This is a genomic window from Rhodococcus aetherivorans, assembly GCF_011058165.1.
Taxonomy (GTDB): Bacteria; Actinomycetota; Actinomycetes; order Mycobacteriales; family Mycobacteriaceae; genus Rhodococcus; species Rhodococcus aetherivorans.
The window spans coordinates 1-22,839 of sequence record NZ_JAALEG010000061.1 but is presented as its reverse complement, the minus strand read 5'-3'; the positions used below and the strand labels follow the sequence as shown (position 1 = coordinate 22,839).

At 71.0% G+C, this 22,839-nt stretch carries 22 protein-coding genes and 1 pseudogene; 14 read left to right on the top strand and 9 right to left on the bottom strand.

Going from position 1 to position 22,839, the window contains the following annotated elements; genetic code table 11:
* Positions 1-11: 11 nt before the first annotated feature.
* The 4 genes from G6039_RS21000 (at position 12) to G6039_RS20985 (ending at position 4,664) form a co-directional block, all read left to right on the top strand.
* A complete protein-coding gene (locus tag G6039_RS21000; RefSeq protein WP_010596924.1) occupies positions 12-1,505 on the top strand; it encodes a multicopper oxidase family protein in 1,494 nt (497 codons plus the stop codon).
* Positions 1,506-1,844: 339 nt separating this feature from the next.
* Entirely contained in the window at positions 1,845-2,909 is a 1,065-nt protein-coding gene (locus tag G6039_RS20995) for a multicopper oxidase domain-containing protein (protein ID WP_037202585.1), read from the top strand.
* A complete protein-coding gene (locus G6039_RS20990; RefSeq protein WP_010596802.1) occupies positions 2,906-4,171 on the top strand; it encodes a ZIP family metal transporter in 1,266 nt (421 codons plus the stop codon). Before G6039_RS20995 ends, G6039_RS20990 begins: the two co-directional genes overlap by 4 nt.
* 46 nt (positions 4,172-4,217) lie before the next feature.
* Positions 4,218-4,664 carry a QcrA and Rieske domain-containing protein gene (locus G6039_RS20985; RefSeq protein ID WP_043797847.1) on the top strand — a complete coding sequence of 149 codons (447 nt, stop codon included), beginning with the start codon at positions 4,218-4,220 and terminating at the stop codon, positions 4,662-4,664.
* Positions 4,665-5,157: 493 nt separating this feature from the next.
* Here G6039_RS20985 and G6039_RS20980 read toward each other — a convergent pair whose 3' ends face one another.
* The gene (locus G6039_RS20980; RefSeq protein ID WP_010596800.1) at positions 5,158-6,081 is read right to left on the bottom strand and encodes a cation diffusion facilitator family transporter; all 924 of its coding nucleotides are present in this window, start codon (positions 6,079-6,081) and stop codon (positions 5,158-5,160) included.
* 209 nt (positions 6,082-6,290) lie between these two features.
* Here G6039_RS20980 and G6039_RS20975 point away from each other — a divergent pair, with 209 nt between their 5' ends.
* The 7 genes from G6039_RS20975 to G6039_RS20945 all read left to right on the top strand — a co-directional run bounded on the left by G6039_RS20975 (position 6,291) and on the right by G6039_RS20945 (position 13,802).
* Complete coding sequence (locus tag G6039_RS20975; protein WP_010596799.1) at positions 6,291-8,282, top strand: bifunctional copper resistance protein CopD/cytochrome c oxidase assembly protein; 1,992 nt, start codon at positions 6,291-6,293, stop codon at positions 8,280-8,282.
* A 134-nt stretch (positions 8,283-8,416) separates the two neighbouring features.
* On the top strand, positions 8,417-9,343 hold the full coding sequence (locus G6039_RS20970) for a M23 family metallopeptidase (RefSeq protein ID WP_010596798.1): 927 nt from the start codon (positions 8,417-8,419) through the stop codon (positions 9,341-9,343).
* 37 nt (positions 9,344-9,380) lie between these two features.
* Positions 9,381-9,743 (top strand): BlaI/MecI/CopY family transcriptional regulator, encoded by a 363-nt coding sequence (locus tag G6039_RS20965; protein WP_010596797.1) that lies wholly within the window; start codon positions 9,381-9,383, stop codon positions 9,741-9,743.
* Positions 9,740-10,687 (top strand): M56 family metallopeptidase, encoded by a 948-nt coding sequence (locus G6039_RS20960; RefSeq protein WP_010596796.1) that lies wholly within the window; start codon positions 9,740-9,742, stop codon positions 10,685-10,687. The genes G6039_RS20965 and G6039_RS20960 overlap by 4 nt, the downstream gene beginning before the upstream one ends.
* A gap of 110 nt (positions 10,688-10,797) precedes the next feature.
* Positions 10,798-12,564: an aa3-type cytochrome oxidase subunit I gene (gene ctaD, locus G6039_RS20955; protein WP_010596795.1), complete on the top strand. Its 1,767-nt coding sequence runs from the start codon at positions 10,798-10,800 to the stop codon at positions 12,562-12,564.
* A gap of 28 nt (positions 12,565-12,592) precedes the next feature.
* On the top strand, positions 12,593-13,126 hold the full coding sequence (locus tag G6039_RS20950) for a hypothetical protein (protein WP_010596794.1): 534 nt from the start codon (positions 12,593-12,595) through the stop codon (positions 13,124-13,126).
* A 49-nt stretch (positions 13,127-13,175) separates the two neighbouring features.
* On the top strand, positions 13,176-13,802 hold the full coding sequence (locus G6039_RS20945) for an Rv2732c family membrane protein (RefSeq protein WP_010596793.1): 627 nt from the start codon (positions 13,176-13,178) through the stop codon (positions 13,800-13,802).
* A 70-nt stretch (positions 13,803-13,872) separates the two neighbouring features.
* Here G6039_RS20945 and G6039_RS20940 read toward each other — a convergent pair whose 3' ends face one another.
* On the bottom strand, positions 13,873-14,511 hold the full coding sequence (locus tag G6039_RS20940; RefSeq protein ID WP_029540267.1) for a vitamin K epoxide reductase family protein: 639 nt from the start codon (positions 14,509-14,511) through the stop codon (positions 13,873-13,875).
* The gene (locus G6039_RS20935; protein ID WP_010596791.1) at positions 14,508-15,167 is read right to left on the bottom strand and encodes a DsbA family protein; all 660 of its coding nucleotides are present in this window, start codon (positions 15,165-15,167) and stop codon (positions 14,508-14,510) included. The genes G6039_RS20940 and G6039_RS20935 overlap by 4 nt, the downstream gene beginning before the upstream one ends.
* A gap of 174 nt (positions 15,168-15,341) precedes the next feature.
* Here G6039_RS20935 and G6039_RS20930 point away from each other — a divergent pair, with 174 nt between their 5' ends.
* The 3 genes and pseudogenes from G6039_RS20930 to G6039_RS20920 all read left to right on the top strand — a co-directional run bounded on the left by G6039_RS20930 (position 15,342) and on the right by G6039_RS20920 (position 18,212).
* Positions 15,342-15,914, top strand: coding sequence for a copper resistance CopC family protein (locus G6039_RS20930; RefSeq protein ID WP_230304632.1), 573 nt, complete (start codon positions 15,342-15,344; stop codon positions 15,912-15,914).
* Positions 15,915-15,958: 44 nt separating this feature from the next.
* Positions 15,959-16,882, top strand: a complete 924-nt coding sequence (locus tag G6039_RS20925; RefSeq protein ID WP_010596789.1) for a cytochrome c oxidase assembly protein — start codon at positions 15,959-15,961, stop codon at positions 16,880-16,882.
* Positions 16,883-16,974: 92 nt separating this feature from the next.
* Positions 16,975-18,212, top strand: a pseudogene (locus tag G6039_RS20920) (Nramp family divalent metal transporter).
* Positions 18,213-18,232: 20 nt separating this feature from the next.
* Here the strand turns inward: G6039_RS20920 and G6039_RS20915 are convergent.
* The 6 genes from G6039_RS20915 to ccsB all read right to left on the bottom strand — a co-directional run.
* Positions 18,233-18,484 (bottom strand): DUF4229 domain-containing protein, encoded by a 252-nt coding sequence (locus tag G6039_RS20915; RefSeq protein WP_231386050.1) that lies wholly within the window; start codon positions 18,482-18,484, stop codon positions 18,233-18,235.
* Between the two features lie 77 nt (positions 18,485-18,561).
* A complete protein-coding gene (locus G6039_RS20910) occupies positions 18,562-19,293 on the bottom strand; it encodes a DUF305 domain-containing protein (protein WP_010596787.1) in 732 nt (243 codons plus the stop codon).
* Entirely contained in the window at positions 19,293-19,997 is a 705-nt protein-coding gene (locus tag G6039_RS20905) for a DUF3105 domain-containing protein (RefSeq protein WP_010596786.1), read from the bottom strand. The genes G6039_RS20910 and G6039_RS20905 overlap by 1 nt, the downstream gene beginning before the upstream one ends.
* A gap of 256 nt (positions 19,998-20,253) precedes the next feature.
* Complete coding sequence (locus G6039_RS20900; protein ID WP_230304633.1) at positions 20,254-20,943, bottom strand: M23 family metallopeptidase; 690 nt, start codon at positions 20,941-20,943, stop codon at positions 20,254-20,256.
* Between the two features lie 275 nt (positions 20,944-21,218).
* A complete protein-coding gene (locus G6039_RS20895) occupies positions 21,219-21,557 on the bottom strand; it encodes a carbon-nitrogen hydrolase family protein (protein WP_010596784.1) in 339 nt (112 codons plus the stop codon).
* A gap of 474 nt (positions 21,558-22,031) precedes the next feature.
* Positions 22,032-22,839 (bottom strand): c-type cytochrome biogenesis protein CcsB (gene ccsB / locus G6039_RS20890; RefSeq protein ID WP_164528104.1); only part of this gene is annotated, 808 nt, incomplete at its 5' end.

The window sequence follows — 22,839 nt, the reverse complement described above, 5'->3', positions numbered from 1 at the left end:
AAGGCGCGCTCATGGAACCGATCAGCAGACGGCGGGCCCTGCAGTTGGGCGCGTTGGGTGTCACCGCCACCGCCGCCGGCGGGCTCGGACTGGCGTGGCAGTCCACCCGAACGCCCCGACCGGAGACCGTCTCCGCCGCCGCATGGGTTGAGGCACCGGTGCTGGCCGGCAACGGCGGCGCGCTGTCCCTCGACCTGGAGGCGGCACCGGGACGTTTCCCACTCGCCGGAACCCAGGTTGCCGGATTCGGGTTCAACCACGGCGTGCCCGGCCCGACCCTGCGGGTGAGTCCCGGGGATCGGCTGCAGGTCCGGCTGCGCAACCGGCTGCCGCAACCGACCAATCTGCACCTGCACGGTGTGCTCGTCTCCCCCTCCGGCAACTCCGACAACCCGTTCCTGCGGGTCGAGCCGGGCACCGACTTCGACTACGACTACCGGTTGCCGGACCACCATCCCCCCGGGGTGTACTGGTATCACCCGCACCACCATCACCTGGTCGCCGATCAGATCTTCGCGGGCCTGTACGGGGCACTGATCGTGGAGGACCCCGACCCGATCCCGACCACCGTCGAGCGGGTCCTGGTGCTCTCCGATCTGAGCATCGACGGCGCCGGGACCATCCCGGCGCCGACCATGATGGACCGCATGCTGGGGCGAGAAGGGGCCCTGATCCTGGCCAACGGACAAGTGCGGCCCACCGTGACCACCCGCCCCGGCGCCCGGGAACGGTGGCGCATCGTCAACGCCTGTGTCAGCCGGCATCTGCGACTCCGACTCGACGGGCAATCCCTGCGGCTGATCGGCCTGGACTCGGGTCGTTTCCGCGAACCCCGGCCCGTGCAGCAGATCGACCTCGCCGCCGGCAACCGTGCCGACGTGCTGATCGACACCACACCCGGATCGGCGCAGCTACGTGCCCTGCCCGTCGACCGCGGCACCCTGGGCATGATGGGCATGATGCGACGTGGCGGTGCGGACATGCCCGGTCCAGAGTCCCAACCCCAGCCGGATCCGAACGGCACCGTTCTGGCCCACCTCGAGGTCACCGGGCCGCCGACGATGTCACCGGCGGCGATCCCGCCACAGACCCCGCCGCGGGATCTGCGCGGCGAACCGATTGCCGCCACCCGTACATTCGTCTTCGGCACCGGCATGGGAATGGGCATGGGAACCCACAGCGGCGGGATGAGCTTCACGATCGACGGCCGCACGTACGACCCCGACCGCACCGACCACACCGTGCGACTCGGCACGATCGAGGAGTGGACCCTGGTCAACGACTCGCCCATGGATCACTCCATGCACCTGCACGTGTGGCCGATGCAGCTCACCTCCGGCGCCACGATCGCAGAGCCCCACCAGCAGGACGTGATCGACATCCCGGCTCGCAGTCGCCTCACCGTGCGCGTCGCATTCGACGACTTTCCCGGCCGCACCGTCTACCACTGCCACATCCTCGACCACGAGGACAACGGCATGATGGGCGTCATCGAAGCCCGCTGACCCCGCGAGTCCCCCTCGGTCACCGCCTAGCATTCGACCTCGAGGATTCCAATCCACGCGACGGCGATCTTCCCGAGGTGCGACCAGCACCTCGGCGCTGCCGTCGCCGCCAGGCCGGATCGCGCTGCTGGCCGCCGTGGCGATCCGCACCCGGCAGGAACGCACCAGCGGGCCCGGTGACCCGCGGCGCGGGAACGCCTCAGACATCCCGCTCACCCCTGTCCCACCCCTGGGTTTTGCATTATTGAAGTATTGATTTCGGTGTGCCAAACTTTTTGATGTGCTTCGTCTTACTCGCATGGTTTCGTGTGCCCGGACAATGTCGCCGACGGCAATCGCGTGAACGCCCCGACCCGCCGTCAGGTGCTCTTCGGGGGAGCATTGGCGGGGTCCGCGGGCCTGGTGCTCGGTGCCGGGGGGATCGCCCGATCCGCGGACCGGGTAGCCCAGGAAGGCGGCCCCGCGGCCGGACACGGCGGGCACAGCTCGAACCCGGCCGCACACGGCGGCGGAGTCAACGGGCCCACCTTCCGGCTCGGTCGGCAGGTGGACCACTCCGCCAACGGGTTCCACCCCAACGCCATCCTGCGCGACTTCGATTACGGCACCGTCTCGGTCCTGCCGGACGGTCGCACCCTGCGGGAATGGGAGATCTTCTCGAGCGACGAGGACATCGAGATCGCGCCGGGAATCACGTTCCCGGCGTGGACGTTCAACTCGCGCATCCCCGGGCCGTCGCTGCGCTGCCGCGAAGGGGACCTGCTGCGGGTACGGTTCACCAACGGATCCGAGCATCCGCACACCATGCATTTCCACGGGATCCACCCCGCCGACATGGACGGGGTGCCCGGGGTGGGGCGCGGTGTGATCGAACCGGGCGAGTCGTTCACCTACGAATTCGACGCGATCCCGTTCGGGGTGCACCTGTATCACTGCCATGTGAGCCCGCTCGCCGAGCACATCGCCCGCGGCATGTACGGCACCTTCATCGTCGACCCACCCCAGGACCGGCCGCCGGCGGACGAGATGGTGATGGTGATGCACGGGTACAACACCACCTTCGACGGCGAAGGCAACCAGCTCTACGCCGTCAACGGCATCCCGTTCCACTACATGCACGAACCGGTCCAGGTCCGGCGCAACGAGCTGGTCCGGATCTATCTGGTCAACGTCCTCGAATACGACCCGGTCAACAGCTTTCATCTGCACGGCAACTTCTTCGACTACTACCCCACCGGCACCCGGCTCGAACCGTCCGAATTCACCGACACCGTGGTCCAGGCGCAGGGCCAGCGCGGCATCTGCGAACTCCGATTCCCGTACCCGGGCAGATACATGTTCCACGCACACAAGACCGAGTTCGCCGACCTCGGCTGGATGGGATTCTTCGAGGTGTCCGAATGACCCCGAACCCCCACCCCACACCGGCCGCCACCGGCGACCGCATCGAGAGCCCCGACTCGGGGGACACCGGCACCGCCCCGGAACCGGCCGCACCCGCCGGCGGGCGGGGCCGCTGGATTCCCGGCGCCGGTGTCGTCGCGATCATCCTGGCCGCCCTGACCCTGCTCGCGCTCGTCGCCGGGCAGACCCTGCCCGAACGCAGCGGCCCACCCCTCGAGAACATCGCCGTCGAACGCACCGTCCTCGAGCCGGGACGCATCATCCTGACACTGCGCAACGTCGGACCCGACCCGGTGACCGTCGCGCAGGTGGTCGTCAACGACGTCTTCGTCGCCGCCACCGGGGCCGACGACGCCCTCGGCCGCTTCGACTCCGAGCGGATCGTCCTCGACTACCCGTGGATCGCCGGGCAGCCCTACCTGGTGTCGTTGCTGACCTCCACCGGCCTGGCGATCGAGCACGAAATCCCCGCCGCAGCACCGACGCCGACACCCGGGCCACGGTTCTTCGGCCTCATGGCGCTGCTGGGCACCTATGTCGGCATCATCCCGGTGCTGCTCGGCATGCTGCTGCTGCCCGTGCTGCGCCGCGCCCGCCCCGCGCTCGTCCAGTTCGCCCTCGCCGTGACCGTCGGCCTGCTCGCGTTCCTCGCCTTCGACGCCACCGCCGAGGGCATCGAACTGTCCACCGCCACCGGCGGCGCGTTCGGCGGTCCCGCACTGGTCGGGGTGGGGGCGACGCTGTCGTTCCTGACCCTCACCGGGGTGGACCGCTACCTGCGCGCCCGACGCAAGCGCGCCGGCACCGCCGATGCCTCCGCGCTCCGCCTGGCCGCGATGATCGCGCTCGGCATCGGCCTGCACAACCTGGGGGAGGGCCTGGCGATCGGATCCGCCTACGCGGTCGGCGAGCTCGCCCTGGGCGCCTTCCTGGTCATCGGCTTCACCCTGCACAACACCACCGAGGGACTGGCGATCGTCGCACCATTGACCCGCGAGCGCACCTCGGTGCCGGCCCTGCTCGGGCTCGGGCTTCTCGCCGGTGCCCCCGCGGTCCTCGGGGCGGTGCTCGGCGCCACCGTCGTCAACACCGACGTCTCCGCGCTGCTCCTCGGGGTCGGGGCCGGGGCGATCATCCAGGTCATCGTGCAGATCGCACCGACACTGCGGGCCGGGCGCGCCGCCGCAGCGCCGGTCGTGCTCGCCGGCATCGGAGCAGGTCTGACCCTGATGTACCTGACCGGTCTGGCCGTCCCCGCCTGACCGCGCCCCGAGGACCCGCTCCGCCCGCACACCTGGAGGAACGTTGGTGTCCACGCCCCTGTCCCGGCGCACCGTTCTCGCCGCGGCCTGCACCGCCGGCTGTCTCACCGCCGCCGGATGCTCGTCGACGCAACCGCGCCAGGACGAGAGTGCACCCGCCGAGATCACAGCATCCGAGGTGCCCGTCGGCGGCGGAATCGTCCTTGCCGATACCCAACTCGTCATCACCCAACCCGAAGCCGGGGTGTTCCGGGCCTTCTCCGCGGTGTGCACCCACCAGGGCTGCACGGTCTCGGAGGTAACCGACGGGTTCATCGGCTGCCGGTGTCACGGCAGCCGCTTCTCGATCGTGGACGGTTCGGTCATCCGCAGCCCCGCCCCCGAGCCGCTACCCGCTCGCACCGTCACCCGCACCGGAGGTGTTCTCACCGTCAACCGATCCGAACAAATCACTGACCGCGATCGGCGGGATTTCGTCCGCTCGGGAGAATGAAGCCGCGTGAACCACCTCGGTCGCGGACGCGCCGGTAGTGTGCCCACCACTCAGACTCGACGCAGTCGTCCTTGGTGGCGCACATGTCACCGGTCGACTGCGCCGCTGTCGACGGTGCCGTGCCCGTCCCAGCCTTGCCGGTTCCATTGCCGGTCGTGCCAGCGCGGTCGGCGATCAGATCGACCAGACCTCACGGATCGCCGCGACCAGGGCTGCGGTGTCGTTGTCGGCCACCGGGCCGCCGGCGAAGCCCCACCGTGTGTGGGTGCGGTCCCCGAGGGTGTTCCACGCGGCGAGCCGGCCCTGCGGCCCGGCGCAGGGTGCGGGAGTTGTTCTTCGGCGGCGGCGATGCTGCGCTCGAGGGCGCGGACGCCTGCGGCGCGGGCGACGTGGCCGGCCTTGGCCTGCGCCCCACGACAGCGAACCTTCGCCGGGTTGTGCGATGCACCGTTGCCGGTATGCCCGAGGCCGGCCCACCGATCCTTGCGGTCGGTCACCATTGCAGTTCGCGGCAGCGACCTTCACTCTCAGGGGGCTCGACCTGCACGGTGGCGTGTTCGAGGTGGAACCGTTCGGCCAGCAGGGTTTGCGCTGCTGCGAGCACGGTAGTGGGATCAGCGTCGGGTTCGGTGGTCAGGTGGGCGGACGCGACCTCCATGCCGGAGGTCAGCGTCCAGATGTGCAGGTCATGGGTTTCTCGCACCCCGGGCACAGCGTCGAGTGCGGCGTTGACCTCGGTGACGTCGATGCGGGCCGGTGCCTGCTGGAGCAGGATGCCGAGTGCGTGGCGGCCGAGATTGTAGGCCCGCGGCAGGACGAACACGCCGATGGCGACACCGATGAGCGGGTCCGCGTAGCGCCACCCGAAGACCAGGGTCACCAGGCCGCTGACCAGCACGCCGACCGAGCCGAGCATGTCGGCGAGGACTTCGAGGTAAGCGCCGCGGACGTTGATGCTCTCTTGCGCACCCTTGCGCAGCAGCAGGAAGGCGATGACGTTCATGACCAGGCCGACCACGGCGACGAGGGTGACGGGTAGGCCGGGAACCTCCGGGGGGTCGGACAGACGCTGGACGGCTTCGTAGAGCACCCAGCCGGCGACGCCGAACAGCAGTGCGGCGTTCACCAGTGCGGCAAAGACTTCGGTGCGGTACAGGCCGAAGGTGCGGTCCGGCCGGGTGCGGGCACGTTGGGCGACGGTGATGGCGGTGACCGCCATCAAGATGCCGAACACGTCGGTGAACACGTGTGCGGAGTCGGAGATCAGGGCCAGCGAGGAGGTGGACAGGCCGACGGCGAGCTGGGTCACGAAGGTGGTCAGGCCGAGGGCGACGGCGATCCAGAGCCGGCGGACGTACCGGCCGGAGGCGCTGGCGGCCTGGGCGGGGGAGACGCCGTGTCCGTGTCCGTGGCTCATCGGTCTTCCTTTCGTCGACGCACAAGCGATCATATTGTCATATATGCATATGTGCAATCGTGGGGTGGCGGAGGCGGACCACGCCGGACAACTATTCTTCTTAGTATTTCGGCGGCGAGGTGCAGGTCTGCGGGTTCGGCCGGCGGGAACGGGCGAACGACAAACGAGGGTGAGGTTGTGCCGTGGCGAGCGCCGGGGACGGTAGAGCGGTGGTCGGGGCGATGCTCGGCTGGACGGCGGGCGCGGCTGTCGTGGCCACGATGCTGGCGGCGGTGTCGAGCACCGAGGTGTTGCGGTTGCTGGGGCTGCCGGATCCGGGGGCGCTGACGAGATACGGCCTACCGGCGGCCACCGCGGTGGGAGAGGTGTCCGCAGCGGTCATGGTGGGGTCGTTGCTGCTCGCGGCGGTGCTGGTGCCGCCGCAGCGCTCGGGGGTGCTCGATGTCGACGGGTACCGGGCGGTGCGCACGGCCGGGGCGGCGGCGGCGGTGTGGGCCGGGTGTGCCCTGGCGCTGGTGCCGCTGTCGTTGTCGGACACCTCCGGCCAGCCCGTGGGGGTGGTCTTCGCCGATCCGCTGCCGTTTCTGCGGGCGGTCGGGGAGATCGAGGTGGCCACCGCGTGGTTGTGGACGGCGGGGCTGGCAGCGGTGGTGGGTCTGGGATGCCGGCTCGTTCTGCGACACCGGTGGACGCCGCTGCTGCTGGTGTTGGCGGTGGCAAGCCTGATGCCGCGGGCGGTGACGGGGCATTCGTCGGCAGGGGGCTCGCATGATCTGGCCACCAATAGTCTGGTGCTGCACCTGGTGGCGGTCGGCCTGTGGGCCGGCGGGTTGGCGGCACTGGTGCTGCACACCGTCCGCGGCGGGGGGCATCTGGATCTGGCCACGCGCCGGTTCTCCGCGCTCGCGGCGGCGGCGTTCGTGGTGATGGCCGCGTCCGGGGTGGTCAATGCCGCGGTGCGGGTGCCGCTGGGACAGGTCTTCGACGGCGCCTACGGGTTCGTGGTGCTGGCCAAGGGGATGGCGCTGGTGGTGGTGGGCTGGCTGGGGTGGCGCCAACGCACCGTCGCGGTGACCGCGCTGGCCGCCGACCCGGCGGACCGGCGGGCGTTCACCCGGTTGGCGGTGGTGGAGTCGGCGGTGCTCGCGGTGACCGTCGGGCTCGGGGTGGCGTTGGGACGCACCCCGCCGCCGGTGGGGGAGCAGCGGGACCCGAGCCTGGTCGAGGAGGTGCTGGGCTACGGCTTGGACGGGGCACCGACACCGGTGCGCATGCTGACCGAGTGGCGCTTCGATCTGTTGCTGGGCACCGCTGCGGTGGTGCTCGCGGCGCTCTACCTGCTCGGGGTGCGCCGGGTACGGGCGGCCGGGGGGCGGTGGCCGCTCCGGCGCACCGTCGGGTGGCTGCTCGGATGTCTGGTGCTGCTGCTCGCCACGTCCTCGGGGGTGGGGCGCTACGCCCCGGCGGTGTTCAGCGTGCATCTTGCGGCCACCGCCGCGATCGCTGTCGTGGCCCCGTTGTGTCTGGTGCTCGGCGCCCCGCTCACCCTGGCGGCCCGCACGGTCCGCCCTCGGCCGGACGGGGCCGCCCCCGGGGCGCGCGACTGGCTGCGCGCGATGTATGCGAGCACGCCCGTCCGGGCGCTGACCCACCCCGCGGTGGCCGTGGCGGCGTTCGTGGGCACCTTCTATCTGCTCTACCTCGCCGGACTGTACGACGCGCTCGCCGGATCGCACGTCGCCCACGTACTGACCAACGTGTGGCTGCTGGCGGTGGGATCGCTGTTCTTCTGGGTGACCGTGGGCCTGGACCCGCTGCCGCGCCCCCCGGCGCCCACGGCCCGGGTGGGCGCGGCGGCGGTGGCGCTGGCGGCGTACGCCTTCTTCCTGGTGTCGGTGATCAACGCCCAGACCGTCGTCGCCGCCGAGTACTACACCTCGTTGCGGCGGGGGTTCTTCGACGACCTGGCCGCCGACCAGCGCCTCGGCGGCAACCTGGCATGGGCGGTGGGGGAGCTGCCGCTGCTGCTGGCGGCGGTGCTGGCGACGGTGCGCTGGGCCTCGGCCGACGAACGCCGCGCCCGGCGCCGCGACGAGCAGATCGACCGCGACGGTGACGAGGACCTGGCCGCCTACAACGCGATGCTGCGCGGACTGGACGGAGTTCGGGGCGAGGCGGACGGACCCGACCGGCGCCGCTGACCGCACGGCGCCCCGACCACGCCGCCGCGGGGCTCCACTGCCTCGTTGTTGAAACTATGCGGAATAGTAGTAATGTGTCGGTGTCCGTCACCGTTTCGTTATCAGCGAGCGGGTTCCTTCACAAGGATGCGATCTTGGCCCGACACCGCAGACCCGAGCCCGACCTCGCCTTCCCGGCCGTACCGCGTGCCGTGGATCAGGCCTCCTCGGGGCCGCTTCCCGTCGACGCGCCGGGCCGGGGCCCGGATGCGGACCACGAGGCCGCGGCGGTGCCGGCGCCGCTGACCGACCGTCCCGCACACACGGCGCAGGTCGGCCAGACGCCACCGCGGGGGCCGCTCGCAGCGACCCGGCGACCGGTGCGGGGGGCCCACCGCCGGCCCGGGGGCGGGGCCGGCGGACGAGTGCTGGCGGTGTCGGTGGCGGCCGGAGCGTTGTTGACCGCGGCGACCTCGAGCGCTCACGCCGCCACCGACGAGCACACCCTCGACCGGCGACAGGCCGATCCCGACGAGTCGACGGCGGCCGCGCCGTCGCAGGCCCCGCAGGTGTTGCAGGTTTCGCAGGTGCCGACGCTGGCGGATTTCGCCGACCAGCTCGAACGGGCCCGGGTGCGGGAGGAGCGCCGGGCGGCGCGCGAGGCCGAGGCACGGCGCCCGAAGACGCTGATGCCCGTCAGCGGCACGTTGACGTCGAACTTCGGGCCGCGGTGGGGCACGACCCACTACGGTCTCGACATCGCCAACACGATCGGCACCCCCATCGTCTCGGTCACCGACGGCACGGTACTCGAGGCCGGTCCGGCCTCGGGGTTCGGCTTGTGGGTGCGTATCCTGCAGGACGACGGCACCATCGGGGTGTTCGGCCATATCGACCAGGCGCTGGTGTCGGCGGGTCAGCGGGTGCGCGCCGGGGAGCAGATCGCCACCGTCGGCAATCGGGGCCAGTCGACCGGGCCGCATCTGCACTACGAGGTGTGGGCGTCGGACGGTCGCAAGGCCGATCCCATGGCATGGTTGAACGCACGCGGAGTTCCGGTCGTCCCGGATGCGCGTGCGTAGGTTCATCGATGATCGGCGAGTGTCCGCGAGGGGAGTCATGTACGGATTGGGGGGTCTCGAGGCCGAGGTGATGACCGAGCTGTGGTCGACCGACGAGCCGCAGTCGGTGCACGATCTGGTCGAGCGGTTGCGTGCTCGCAAGGAATTCGCCTACACCACCATCTTGACCGTGGTCACCCACTTGTACGAGAAGGGCTGGGTGCAGCGGGAGAAGCGCAGCCGCGCCTACTTCTATTCGCCCTCGCGCAGCCGGGAGGAAGCCACCTCCCAGGCCCTGCGGGCGCTGCTGGACAGCAGTGCCGATCCCAGTGCCGTGCTGCTGCACTTCGCCAAGACGGTGACCGACCGCGAGTACGACGCCCTGCGCCGGGGCTGGACCAGCCGGGCCCCCGAGCAATGACCTTGGCTCTGGTCCTGCTCCTCGGCGCCGCCCTGATCGCGGTGGCCGCGCCGCCGATGCTGCGCCGCGTGGCTGCGACCTCGCTGCCGCCGGGGATGGTGCTGGCGGCGTGGCTGGGCAGCCTGGCCGGGGCGCTGTTCTTCGGGGTCTCGGCGGTGATCATCTTGATCTGGCCCGATCATGCCCCGGCCGAGTCCGCGGTCGAGGCCCTGGTGCGGTGCCTGTCCGCGGTCTCGCACGCCATCCAACCGTGGATCACCGAAGTCCTCGCCGGGGCCGGGGCGTTGGCGTTGAGCGCCCTGGTGGCCCGGGCGGTGATCCTGGGCCGGCGACACGCCCGGGCGCAGGCCCGGCTGCTCGACTACCACCGCGAGGTGATCTCCATCGTCGCCCACTCCCGGGGGGACGATGTGATGTGGCTCGCGCACCCGATGCCGATGGCCTACAGTGTCGCCGGCCGGCCCGGCTTCGTGGTCGCCACCGACGGGCTGTCGCAGTGCCTGAGCAGCGGTGAGCGCGATGCCGTGCTCGCCCACGAGCGGGCCCACCTGCGCGGCAGCCATCACCGCCTCGTCAGCGCCTGCGACATTCTCGCGGCGGTGTTCCCGGCCGTGCCGCTGTTCGCCGCGGCCCCCTCGGCGGTCAAGACCCTGGTCGAGCTCACCGCCGACCAGCATGCCGCCCGCGCCACCAGCGCCGCCACGGTGTGCGCGGCGCTGGTGGCCGTCTCGGCCTCCCCGCTGCCGCAACCGGCCGGGACGTTGGGGCTGAGCAACGAGACGTCGCTGCGGCTGGTCAAGCTGCGCACCAGCTGGCGGATGCGGTGTCCGCGACTGTCGTACGCGGCGGCGGCGGCGTTGTCGATGGCCGTGCCCGCGGCGGCCGCGCTGGCCGGCCTCGCCACCGCCTCGGCCGGGTTGTGCCTGGTCCTGGCCGTGCTCTGAGGGGCGGCGGGCCCCGCACCGCCCCCAAATACTATTCTTCATAGTATTTGGGTAGGCTGTCGAGTGCCTCATCGTTGTGCGCTCGCGCAGAAACCCGGATCGGACAGCACATGACCGCTCTCGCTCCCCCACCCGTCCCCGTCGCCACCCGCCCGATGCCACCGCGGCGGGGCCGCAAGGGTGCCTTCGTCTACAAGATGGTCACCACCACCGACCCGAAGGTCCTGGGGCTGCTGTACCTGGTGACCTCGTTCGCGTTCTTCGCGATCGGTGGGGTGATGGCGCTGATCATGCGCAGCGAGCTCGCGGTGCCGGGAATGCAGTTCCTGTCCAACGAGCAGTACAACCAGCTGTTCACCATGCACGGCACGATCATGCTGCTGATGTACGCCACCCCGGTGGTCTTCGGCTTCGCCAACTACATCCTGCCGCTGCAGATCGGCGCCCCGGACGTGGCCTTCCCCCGGCTCAACGCCTTCAGCTACTGGCTGTACCTGTTCGGCTCGCTCATCGCCGTCAGCGGCTTCCTCACCCCCGGCGGCGCCGCGGACTTCGGCTGGACCGCCTACGCGCCGCTGAACTCGGAGCTGCACTCGCCCGGCATGGGCGCGAACCTGTGGATCGTGGGCCTGGCCGTCTCCGGCCTGGGCACCATCTTGGGCGCGGTCAACTTCGTGACCACCATCGTGTGCCTGCGCGCCCCCGGCATGACCATGTTCCGGATGTCGATCTTCACCTGGAACATCCTGATCACCTCGATCCTGGTCCTGCTGGCCTTCCCGCTGCTGACCGCGGCGCTACTGGGGCTGCTCTACGACCGGTTGCTCGGCGGCTACATCTTCGATCCCGGCAGCGGCGGGGCCATGCTCTGGCAGCACATGTTCTGGTTCTTCGGCCATCCCGAGGTGTACATCATCGCGCTGCCGTTCTTCGGCATCATCTCCGAGATCCTGCCGGTGTTCGCCCGCAAGCCGATCTTCGGCTACACCGGACTGGTCTACGCCACGCTCGGGATCGCGGCGCTGTCGATCGCGGTGTGGGCGCACCACATGTACGCCACCGGCGCGGTGCTGCTGCCGTTCTTCTCGTTCATGACGTTCCTGATCGCGGTGCCCACCGGCGTGAAGATCTTCAACTGGATCGGCACCCTGTGGAAGGGGCAGCTGACGTTCGAATCGCCGATGCTGTTCTCCATCGGCTTTCTGGTCACCTTCCTGTTCGGCGGGCTGTCCGGTGTCATCCTGGCGTCCCCGCCGCTGGACTTCCAGCTCACCGACTCGTACTTCGTGGTCGCGCACTTCCACTATGTGGTCTTCGGCACCGTGGTGTTCGCCACCTACGCGGGCATCTACTTCTGGTTCCCGAAGATGACCGGGCGCATGCTCGACGAACGTCTCGGCAAGTGGCACTTCTGGCTGACGTTCGTCGGCTTCCACGCCACGTTCCTGGTGCAGCACTGGCTCGGTAACGAGGGCATGCCGCGGCGCTACGCCGACTACCTGCCCGACGACGGATTCACCACGCTCAACATCGTCTCCACGCTCGGGTCGTTCGTGCTCGGCGCCTCGGTGTTGCCGTTCGTGTGGAATATCTTCAAGAGCTACCGGTACGGGCAGGTCGTCACCGTGGACGATCCGTGGGGCTACGGCAACTCCCTCGAGTGGGCGACGACCTGCCCGCCGCCGCGGCACAACTTCACCGAGCTACCGAAGATCCGGTCCGAGCGCCCGGCGTTCGAGCTGCACTACCCGCACATGGTGGCGCGGCTGCGCGCCGAGGCCCATGTCGGGCCGGGCCAGCACCGGGTCGAGGAACTGCCTGCGTCGCCGCAGCACGCGTCCGGGCCCGATCCCCGCACCGATCCGTCCACTCGGTGATCGTCACCACGGTCGAAGGAAGACGAGGATGCACCCCCACACCCCGGCGGTCGCCGTGCCGGCCACACCCCGCGCCACCGCGCTGCTGACCGACTGGCTGATCCGGGATCTGACCCCGCTCGTGCTCACCCATGCCGGGCTGCCGGATCCGCAGCGGCTGTCTCGGCTGGCGCCGGTCACCGGCGCGCACATCGCCCGTCCGGGCAAACTCCGCCGCCACGTACGCGCGCTCGAGCAGGTCCTCGTGCAGATCGAGGTGCATCTGCGGGCGGGTCTGCACCGCCGGCCACCGACGCCCCTGACGACCAGCTCGGCGCCGGCCGTACCGGGTGAGGTGCTCGAGGTGACCGGGCTGCTCGCCGGGGCTGTTGCCGAGCTCGGCAGCCCGGCCGCGGCTCTGGCCAACCGCACGGTGCTCACCGCGGCCGGGGTGATCGCGGCCGGAGCGGGCACGGCCGAGGCATTCGACAGCTGGTCGACCACGGCGTGGTCGTACTGCACCGTCGTCTCGCAGGTGTGGCAGGACGAACCGCAGGCCCGGCTGCTCGTCGACCCCCGATGACGCCCCCTGCCCGGGGCTGTCGGGCCCCGAACCGGATGAAGGAGGCGCGATGACCGAGTCACCGCACGAGCCCACCGCCGAGCCCGACCCGGCCGAGCGGCGGCAGGAGCTGGCGGCCGCCGAACGGCAGGCGGCCGCCGAGATCGATCCGGGGATGCGGGCGGTGGTGGTCGCCGCAGCCGTGGTGGTGCTGACCGTCTCGTTCGCCCTGCCGCACAGCGGCGGCGCCAACGGCTGGCAGATGCTGGCCGGCTCCGAGCAGGCGGTGGCCGAGACGATCACCCTGCCCTCGCGGATCTTCCTGACCCTGGCCGCGGTGTTCGGAATCGGGGTGTCGATGCTGGCGCTGGTGACCCGACGGTGGGTGCTGGCGTTGGCGGCGTCCGCGGGATGCACCCTGGCGGTGGTGTTCGCGGTGCTGGCGGTGTGGTCACGGCAGACCCTCGATCCGGCCGCCGGGGGCGCCGGGCCGGGCGCCGGACTGTTCCTGGGCTGGGCGGCGGTCCTGATGCTCGCCTTCCACTGGCTCAAGGTGGTCTGGGCCCGCACGTCGACGATGCTCGAGGCCGAGGCCGCCCGCCGCGACGCCGAGACACATTTGCCCGAGCAGTTCCACTACCGGCTCGACCCGCCTCGCCGCGACGCGCAGGAACCAGATCCGCCCGCAGACCGCTAGGCGGCACTCGGCCGGCTCGTGCGCGCGGACGAGGGGCGCGGACACGAGCCGGCCCCAGCGGCCCCCAGGGTCAGGGCAGGGTCCGCCAGTAGGGCCAGAACGCCTCGGTGATCAAGGCAAGCACGGTGAGCACCCACACGGTGGGAACCACCGCGTGGTGACGGCGCAGCAGCGGCCGCCATCGTCCCGGTCGGGTCGGATCCGCCGTTTCCCGCTGCAGCAGGCAGTACCACCAGGCGAGCACGGTCACCAGCCACACCAGCATGCAGTAGGGGCACAGCGCCCCGATCCGGTACAGGCTCTGGAAGATCAGCCAGTGCACGAACGTCACCGCGGCGGTCAGTCCGGTGAACAGTGCGCTCCAGTACCATCCCGTCGGCACGGCCCCGGCCAGCAGCACCACGCCGGTGGTCACTACCACCGAGAACCCGGCGATCCCGAGCAGCGGATTGGGGAAGCCGAACAGCTCCGCCTGCCAGGACGCCATGATCGACCCGCAGCTGATGACCGGGTTGATGCTGCACGAGGGCCGGTAGGACGGGTCGGCGAGCAGGGCCACCTTTTCCACCGTCAGCACCAGCGACGCCGCCAACCCGAGCCCACCGCAGACGGTCAGAAGCCAGGCGAGGCGATTGCGCCCTGCCGCCGGGCCGTCCGGCGCCGGGTCGACCCCGTGCCACGACGGGCTCGGTGCGGGCGTCGGGCTCACTGCGCGAGTGCTGCGTCGATACGGGCGCGCAGCTCCTCGTAGCTGGGCATCGCCGGCAGCTCGACGCCGTTGAGGAACAGCGTCGGGGTGCCCTGCACACCCAGGGCCAGACCGGCGTCGAAATCCCGGTCGACGCGGGCGGCCACGGCCGGATCGTTGACATCGCGATCGAACCGAGCCATGTCCAGCTCCAGCTCCTGGGCGAACTGCCGGAACACCGCTTCCTGGGACCGGCTCGATTCGCCCCACTGGGCCTGGGTGTCGTACATGCGCCGGTACATCGGTTCGAGCCGGCCTTGGCGGGCCGCGGCCTCGACCACGCGGGCGGCGAGATGGCTGTTGGTGTGGCTGGGAATGGGGAAGTAGCGCAGGCCGAGGTCGATCCGCCCGGCGTACTCGGCGCGGACGCGTTCGATCACCGGGTACAGCGCCCGGCAGGACTCGCATTCGAAGTCCAGGAATTCGACCAGTTGGACCTTGTCGTCGGCGGCGGTGGTCAAGGTACGGATCTCCTCGGTCCACACCGGCGTCGCGGAGGCCCCGGCGCCGCCCTGTTCGGCGGCGGGGCTGCGGTTGGTGTAGAGCAGCACCGTCAGCAGCACCACGAACAGCGCTACCAAGGCGACGCCGACCTTCACATTGGTTGTCAGTTTCATGCCTTCGTCCGTCCCGAGTCATCCTGGGCGGGCCGGCACCAGCACCGACCAACCGTAAAACTACGTCACATAGTAGATGGGGTAGGGTGGGCGCCGGGCAGCGCCCACCGGCGCGCCCGCCGACAACCCACACCCCCACCCCGCAGCCGGCCAGGCAGGGCGCCGAGGAGGAATGTGCTTGTGAAGAATCTCGTCGCGGTCGTGGCCGCCGTCGTGTCGGTGCTGTTGTTCGGGGCCGGCCCCGCCCAGGCCCACAGCGCCCTGATCGGTTCGACCCCGGCGGCCGAGGCGGCCCTCGCGGCCCCCCCGGACCGGATCGAGTTGCAGTTCAATCAGCCGATCAACGCCTCGTTCGCCACGGTGACCGTCACCGACGGGGACGGCACGCAGCGCGGCGGCTCCCAGGTCGACGTCGCCGGGGACCGGGTGCAGCTGGCGGTCCCGGAACCACTGCCCCCCGGTGAGTACACCGTGGGCTACCGGGTCGTCTCCGCCGACGGCCATCCCATCACCGGCTCGTACACGTTCACCGTCACCGCCGCGGCGGGGGCGGCGGCCGCCTCGGCCCCGTCGGTGGCGACGTCGCCGACACCGTCCGAGGCCGCAGCCGGCGAGACGCCGGCGGCCGCGGTCGGCGACGCGCAGCCAGGCTCGTCGATCCTGTGGCCCCTGCTCGGCGGCGTGCTGGGTGTGCTGGCCGTCGCGGGCCTGACCTGGGTGGCGCTGCGTGCCTTCCGCAAGGGCTGAGCGGGCGCGCGCCGCGTACCGGGCGGTCGGTGATGGGTGACTGGATGCCGCTGCCGACGGCGCCGCCGTCGCTGGGGGCGCTGTTGGCGTGGGATCCGCCACCGCTGCCGGTGCTGCCGCTCACCGCGGCGGTGCTGGCCGCCTGGTACTGCTGGGCGCGGTGGCGGCTGCACCGGTGCGGGCGCAGCTGGCCGGCGGTGCGCACGGTCGCGTTCCTGACCGGGTGTGCCCTTCTGGGCGCCACCACCGGCCTGGGGCTGGAACGGTACGGGTTCGTACTGTTCAGCGTGTGGATGTTCCAGCATCTGACCCTGTCGATGGCGGTGCCGCCGTTGTTGGTGCTCGGCGCCCCGGGCCTGCTGCTGCTGCGCACCACCTCCCACCACGGACCCGCCCGGATGATCTCGGCCGCGGCGTTGGCGGCACTGCGCAGCCGCGGCGCCCGGTGGTTGCTCAGTCCGGCGGTGACGATCCCGCTGTTCCTGGCGAGCTACTACGGGATCTATCTGTCCCCGGTGTTCGACGCCGTCGCCGGCACCTGGCTCGGCCACACCGGCCTCGAGGTGTTCTTTCTACTCACCGGGCTGCTGTTCATCGTGCCGATCCTCTCGGTCGGTCCGCTGCCGGGCCGGCCCGGCTACCTCGGGCGGTTCTTCGACCTGTTCGTCGAGATGCCGCTGCACGTGTTCTTCGGAGTGATCTTGATGATGGCCTCGGTGCCGATGGTGGCCACCTTCGCCGCCCCGCCGCCGGGCTGGGGGATCGATCCGCTCGCCGATCAGCAGTGGGCCGGGGCGCTGGCTTGGTCCTACGGCGAGCCGATCGCGCTGGCGGTGGTGGTGCTCTTCGCGAGCCGCTGGTACCGGCACGAGCGGCGCACCGCGGCGGTGCGCGAGCGCCACGGCGCGGTGCAGGCGGAGCAGGACCTGGCCGACTACAACACCTATCTGCGTTCCCTGCCGCGCTGAGCCCGCTCCGGTCGACCCGGCCGGAGGCACGCCACTTGAGTTTTCGGCTCACCTGAATTTTAATTCAGGACATCCGATCGAGGAGGCCGAGGGTGCTGATCCAGTACGCGGGGGAGCGCACGGCCCGGTGGCGCCGCTGGACGCTGTTGGGACCGGCGTTCGTCGCCTCGATCGCCTACGTCGATCCGGGCAACGTGGCCTCCAACGTCAGTGCCGGCGCCCAGTTCGGGTATCTGCTGGTGTGGGTGGTCGTCGCGGCCAACGCCATGGCTGCCCTGGTGCAGTACCTGTCGGCCAAGCTCGGGCTGGTCACCGGCATGTCGCTGCCCGAGGCCCTGCGCGAGCGGATGCCCCGCGCGGGGCGGTTGGCGTACTGGGGACAGGCGGAGCTGGTGGCGATGGCCACCGACCTGGCCGAGGTGATCGGCGGCGCAATCGCGCTCAACCTGTTGTTCGGTCTGCCGCTGCTGACCGGGGCGGTGCTCACCGGTGCGGTGTCGCTGGTCCTGCTGCTGGTGCAGGACACCCGCGGCCAGCGCAGTTTCGAGCGAGTGATCACCGGCCTGCTGCTGGTGATCGCGTTCGGTTTCGTCACCAGCGTCGTCGTCGCCCCCCCACCGGGCCAGGCGGTGGCCGACGGGCTGGTGCCGCGTTTCGACGGGGCCGAGTCGATCCTGCTGGCCGCGGCGATGCTCGGCGCGACGGTGATGCCGCATGCGGTGTATCTGCACTCGGGATTGGCCCGGGATCGGCACGGCCATCCTCAACCCGGCCCCCGGCGCACGCTGTTGCTCAAGGTCACCCGCTGGGATGTCGGGCTGGCCATGGTGGTGGCGGGTACGGTGAATCTGGCCATGTTGCTCATGGCGGCGACCACCCTGCAGGGTCGGGACGGAGTCGATTCGATCGACGGGGCGCATACGGCAGTGGGCCAGGAACTGGGCCCGACGGTGGCGTTGCTGTTCGCGCTGGGGGTTGTTGGCCTCCGGGTTCGCCTCCACCTCGGTCGGCGCCTACGCCGGGGCGCTGATCATGGACGGTCTGTTGCGGCGCCGGATCCCGCTGCTGGCGCGGCGGCTGATCACCCTGGTGCCGGCGCTGGCGGTGGGTCGCGCTCGGCACCGATCCGAGCCGGGCGCTGGTGCTCTCGCAGGTGGTGCTCTCGTTCGGGATTCCGTTCGCGTTGATCCCGCTGGTGCGGCTGACCAGCGATCGGGCGCTGATGGGCGCCGACGCCAACCATCGCGTCACCACCGCGCTGGCCTGGGCGATCGCCGCAACCATCACCGCCCTGAACTTGGTGCTGATCTATCTGACGGTGCGGGCCTGACGCACGGACGCCCACCCGCGTCACCGTCGGTGGGGCCGATGCCCGCGCCGGGTGTCGACCGCGACGATCTCGTCGTGGACCCGGCGACGCAGCCCGCGCAGCGCCACCATCGCCACCGCCATTCCGGCGAGCAGACCCACGATCCACGCCCCGGTCTGTGAGACCGTGAGGCCGAACAGGCGCACACCCAGAACGGCGGCGCCGGCACACGCGGCGACGACGGCCAGGCGGGCGAGGGTATAGACCACGACCAGTCGGGTCAGTTGCATCATCGACGGCTCCGTCCAGCTCACGGGCCCGCCTCGTCCGGTACCGTCGGTGCGTCACCGCTCGCACCGCAGGGGCAGGGTCAGTTCATCGGCAGGGGCGCAGCGCCCCGGGCGGTCAGCAGTTGCGTCATGGTTGCCGCCTCGGCTTCCTGGGTCTCGGTGATCTGCTGCGCCAGCGCGGCCACCGCCGCCTCGGCGGCGGCGGCCCCGGCGTAACGGGCCATCGGCAGACCGCCCTGGTGATGGCGCAGCAGCAACTGCAGGTACAGCGTGTCGAAGGTCGGACCGGTGGTGCGGCGCAGGGTGCCGAGTTCGGCGGTGGTGGCCATGCCGGGCATCCGGGACCCGGTCGGCGTCGGTGCCACGGACATCGTGGCGTGCCCGTCCATCCCCGGCATCGACTCGGGTGCGCCGGTGGCGCCGCGCATCCAGCGCATCGGCTCCCCGGTGGGCAGCTGCGACCGGTTCCACAGTGTCAGCCAACCCTGCATGGTGCCGAGCTGACTCTGCTGGGTGGTGATCACGTCGTAGGCCAGGGTGCGCACCGCCGGATCGGTGGAGTTGGTCAACGCCATCGCCGACATCTCCACGGCCTGGCTGTGATGGATCGACATGTCCTGGGCGAAGCCCACGTCGATCGAGCCCTCGCCGGGCGGGGCCGGTGGGCCCGCGACCAGCAGGGTGCCGCCGATGCCCAGCACCAGCCCCCCGAGCAGTGCCAGCACCGCCACCACCGTCGGGACCCGCCGGGGGCGGCGTCCGTCGGAAGCCGGCTCGACGGCCGGCTCGGCACCGAGATCGCGCTCAACCATCACCGGGGTGCGGTGGGCATCGGCGCGGCGGGCGCGGACTGCGGATCGGCGGTCATCGGCACCGCATCCGGCCCCGGCGGCGAGGGGTCGAACGGCGGCGGGGCGCTCGGATCGAACCCGCCCGGCACGGTCGAACACGTCGCCCCCGCTTCCGGATGGGTGTTGGGATTGCGGCGCAGCGCGGCGACGAACTGACCGAGCCGGTCGTCCTCGACGTCGTCGAGGGCAAGCCGGTGGCCCCACGACTGCACCGAGAGCGGCGAGGACAGACCCGGATACGGCGAGAGCAGCATGTAGGGCTGGCCGTCGACCCGCGCGGTCAGCGTGGCCACCTCGTCTCCGGCCACCCTGTCGGGATCGTAGGTGATCCACACCGCGCCGTGTTCGAGCGAGTGCACCGCGTTTTCGGTGCGGATCGGCGCGGGATAGACCGTGCCGGTGCAGGTGGCCCAGTACTGGTCGTGCGGGCCTCCCATCGGCGGAGTCCGGTCGTAGGCCACCCGCTGCGGGGCCTGCACGTGCGTGCCGGCCGGGTAGTCGGCCTTCTCCATCCCAGCGATCGCGGTGGACGGGTCGGGGTTTTCCGCGTTCGGGACGTACTTCTGTGTCTCGGCCCGTTCGGCGATTCTCGGTGCCAGGTTGTAGGCGATCAACCCGATCAAGGCCACGACCACCACGCCGGCGCCGATCATCGGCCACGGCATGTGCCGCGCACCGGACAGGGTGACCGGTCGGGGCTTTCCCCGCGACTGCTTGCTTCGGGGTGCCCTACCTGTACCGCCCACCACGGACCCGCCTTCCTCACCGACACCGGTTCTGTGACGCTGTCGCCGCGATGCGCCGCGGTCACTTCCCGCCCCAGTAAATACTACGAATCTTAGTTTTTGATGAGAACGTGCTCCCACCTCGCCCGTGAAGGACGCGGATGGGGGATGGCGGCGGGGGTGCGTCCGGTTCCGATCAGGCCTTCGCGAGGGCGGTCTGCGGGACGCCGCGCTGGGCGAGCCACTCGCTCGGGTCCACCTTAGCTCCGGAGGGGTTCGTGGTTTCGAAGTGCAGGTGGGGGCCGGTGGATTGGCCCCGGTTGCCGACGGTGGCGATCTGCTCACCGGCCTGGACCCGCTGCCCGACGGTGACCAGCGTTTCGTTGATGTGCCCGTAGGTGCTGGTGGACCCGTCGTCGTGCCGGATCTGCACCCACAGGCCGAACCCGGAGGCCGGGCCGGAATCGATCACCGTGCCGGTCGAGGCGGCATAGACCGGGGTGCCGATGCTGTTGGCGATGTCCAGGCCGGCGTGGGTGGCGCCCCAACGGGGACCGAAGGACGAGGTCAAGGTGCCCGAGACCGGGGCGACCGCCAGCGGGGACGACGTCGCGACCGAGGCGGGAACGGCCGGCGTCGCCGGTACGGCCGAGATAGCAGTTTCGGTCGGTACGCCGACGGTCGGCGGAGCCGCCGGCGGGGCGGCAAGAGCGGAGGGCAGCCCCTCGGGCAGACCCGGTACCGCAGCGAGCTGGTCGAGCGCCGCGCCGACCTCGGGCAGGTCCGCCAGCGCGGCGATCTCCGGTGGCAGGGCTACGGGCACGGGAGCGACGGCAGGCTGGGCCGCCGCCACCCCGGGGGCCGCGATCTGCGCTCCGGCGGTCATCAGGGCGCCGGTGGCTACCGCCGACGCCCACATCGCGGGACGGCCGGTCCCTGTCGGCTCCGCCCGATGCCGAGCGCCGCCGCGGCCCGTCGGTGCCACCCGAAAGATCACGCCGGCATCACGGTCCTGCCGATCCCTTCGGGAAGATGCGCTGCGGTGTCGTGCCACGTCCTTGCTCCTGACATGCTGTTTCGCGGTTGACCCGGGCCACCCGGATCAGTGAAGATAACGAAACGATATACGAACGGGCGAATAAAAACTACCCTGCTTAGTATTTAGAGGTCGCCGTGACCATGCCGTGGTGGCCGAAACGGTGCCACCGTGGCCGCGGCGGCGAGCGCCTCGGGACCGGCGCCGAGCCGGGTCGTCCAAGTCGGTTCCGTATTCAGCGGCAGGTCCGCGACGAGGGTGGGGACAGGGAACATCGCACTGCGGTCGGTGACGGTGCCGTCGGCGGCGCTCACAGCACTGACGCCGCTGCCGGCCGCAACCACCGCGGCGCGGCCCGTGTTCGAGGGCACGAACCCGGGGCCACGGCAACTGCCGGTCATCTCGATGCGCCCGAAGGCGGCGTTGTGGGTGGGCACGTTGCCCGGCACCGCGGCCACGGTCACCGCCGGTGTCGTCGACTCTGGCTCGTGTGGACCGTCCACCGGCCCGAGTCGAGTCGGCCTACGGGAAGGGGCCGAACGGCATCCGGGCCCGCCAGCGGCGGCTGAGCATCGCGGCGAGCGTCCCGAAGACACCGACGGCAACCGCCTCGACGTAGACAGTGACCGACGGGCAGCAACGGCAGGAAAAACCCAGGCCGACGCGATAGCCGTAGCCGAAGCCGACCCACCGTCACCGCAGCGGTGAGCAGCGCGATCGCGCCCGGCGCCAGCCACCACCGGTGTCTGGTGGAAAGCCGGCACACAACGCCCACCCCACTGGACGCGGCGCGCCCCCAGCGCCGCCAGGCCCGGGCCCGCGGCGCCACCGCGCAGGGACGGACGGCGCATCCACGTCCATCCGGCGCTCCTCGACAGCTGTTCTCCGACAGGCCCGCAGGGTCGGCACAGCGTGCCCGGCCCGCGGGGTCCTGCGGATCAGTTCAGGCCGGCGTAGGAGTGCAGTCCCGAGACCACCATGTTGATGATGAACAGGTTGAACAGCATCGCCACGAAACCGGCGATGTTGATCCACGCGGCGCGGGTCTCGCGCCAGCCGGCGGTGGCGCGGGCGTGCAGGTACGCGGCGTAGATCACCCAGGCGATGAACGAGACGGTCTCTTTCGGGTCCCAGCCCCAGAACCGGCCCCAGGCGGCTTCGGCCCAGATCGCCCCCAGAACGACGCCAGCGCCGAACAACGGGAAGGCGAAGATCGTCGTGCGGTACGCGAGGCGATCGAGGGCGCGGGCGTCGGGCAGGCGCCGCATCACCCGGGTGAGCCGGGGTGTCGGGTGCTGCTCGGCCCGCACCGCCACCAGGAACAAGGCGCTGGCCACCCCGGCGACGAGAAACACCCCGCTCGAGACGGAGACCACCGACACATGGATCGGGAGCCAGAACGACTGCAACGCCGGCACCACCGGGGCGGCGTCGGCGTAGAGCACGGTGCCGGCGACGAACAGCAGCACCAGCACCGGGAGCAGCGCGAACATCCACACCACCCGCAGCGCCGGGCGGCGCAGCACGATCAGACCGGCCAGCACCCCGATCGCGCAGGTGACGGTGACGAACTCGTACATGTTGCCCCAGGGGAAGCGGGCGGTGGCCAGCCCGCGCAGCACCATCGACCCCACGTGCAGGACCCAGGCGACCACGAGCACGCTGATGCCCATCCGGCCGAGCCGGTCCGCTAGCTCACGCCCGGTCGGCGCGCTCACCCGGCCGGGCCCGGTGGCTGCCGGGGGG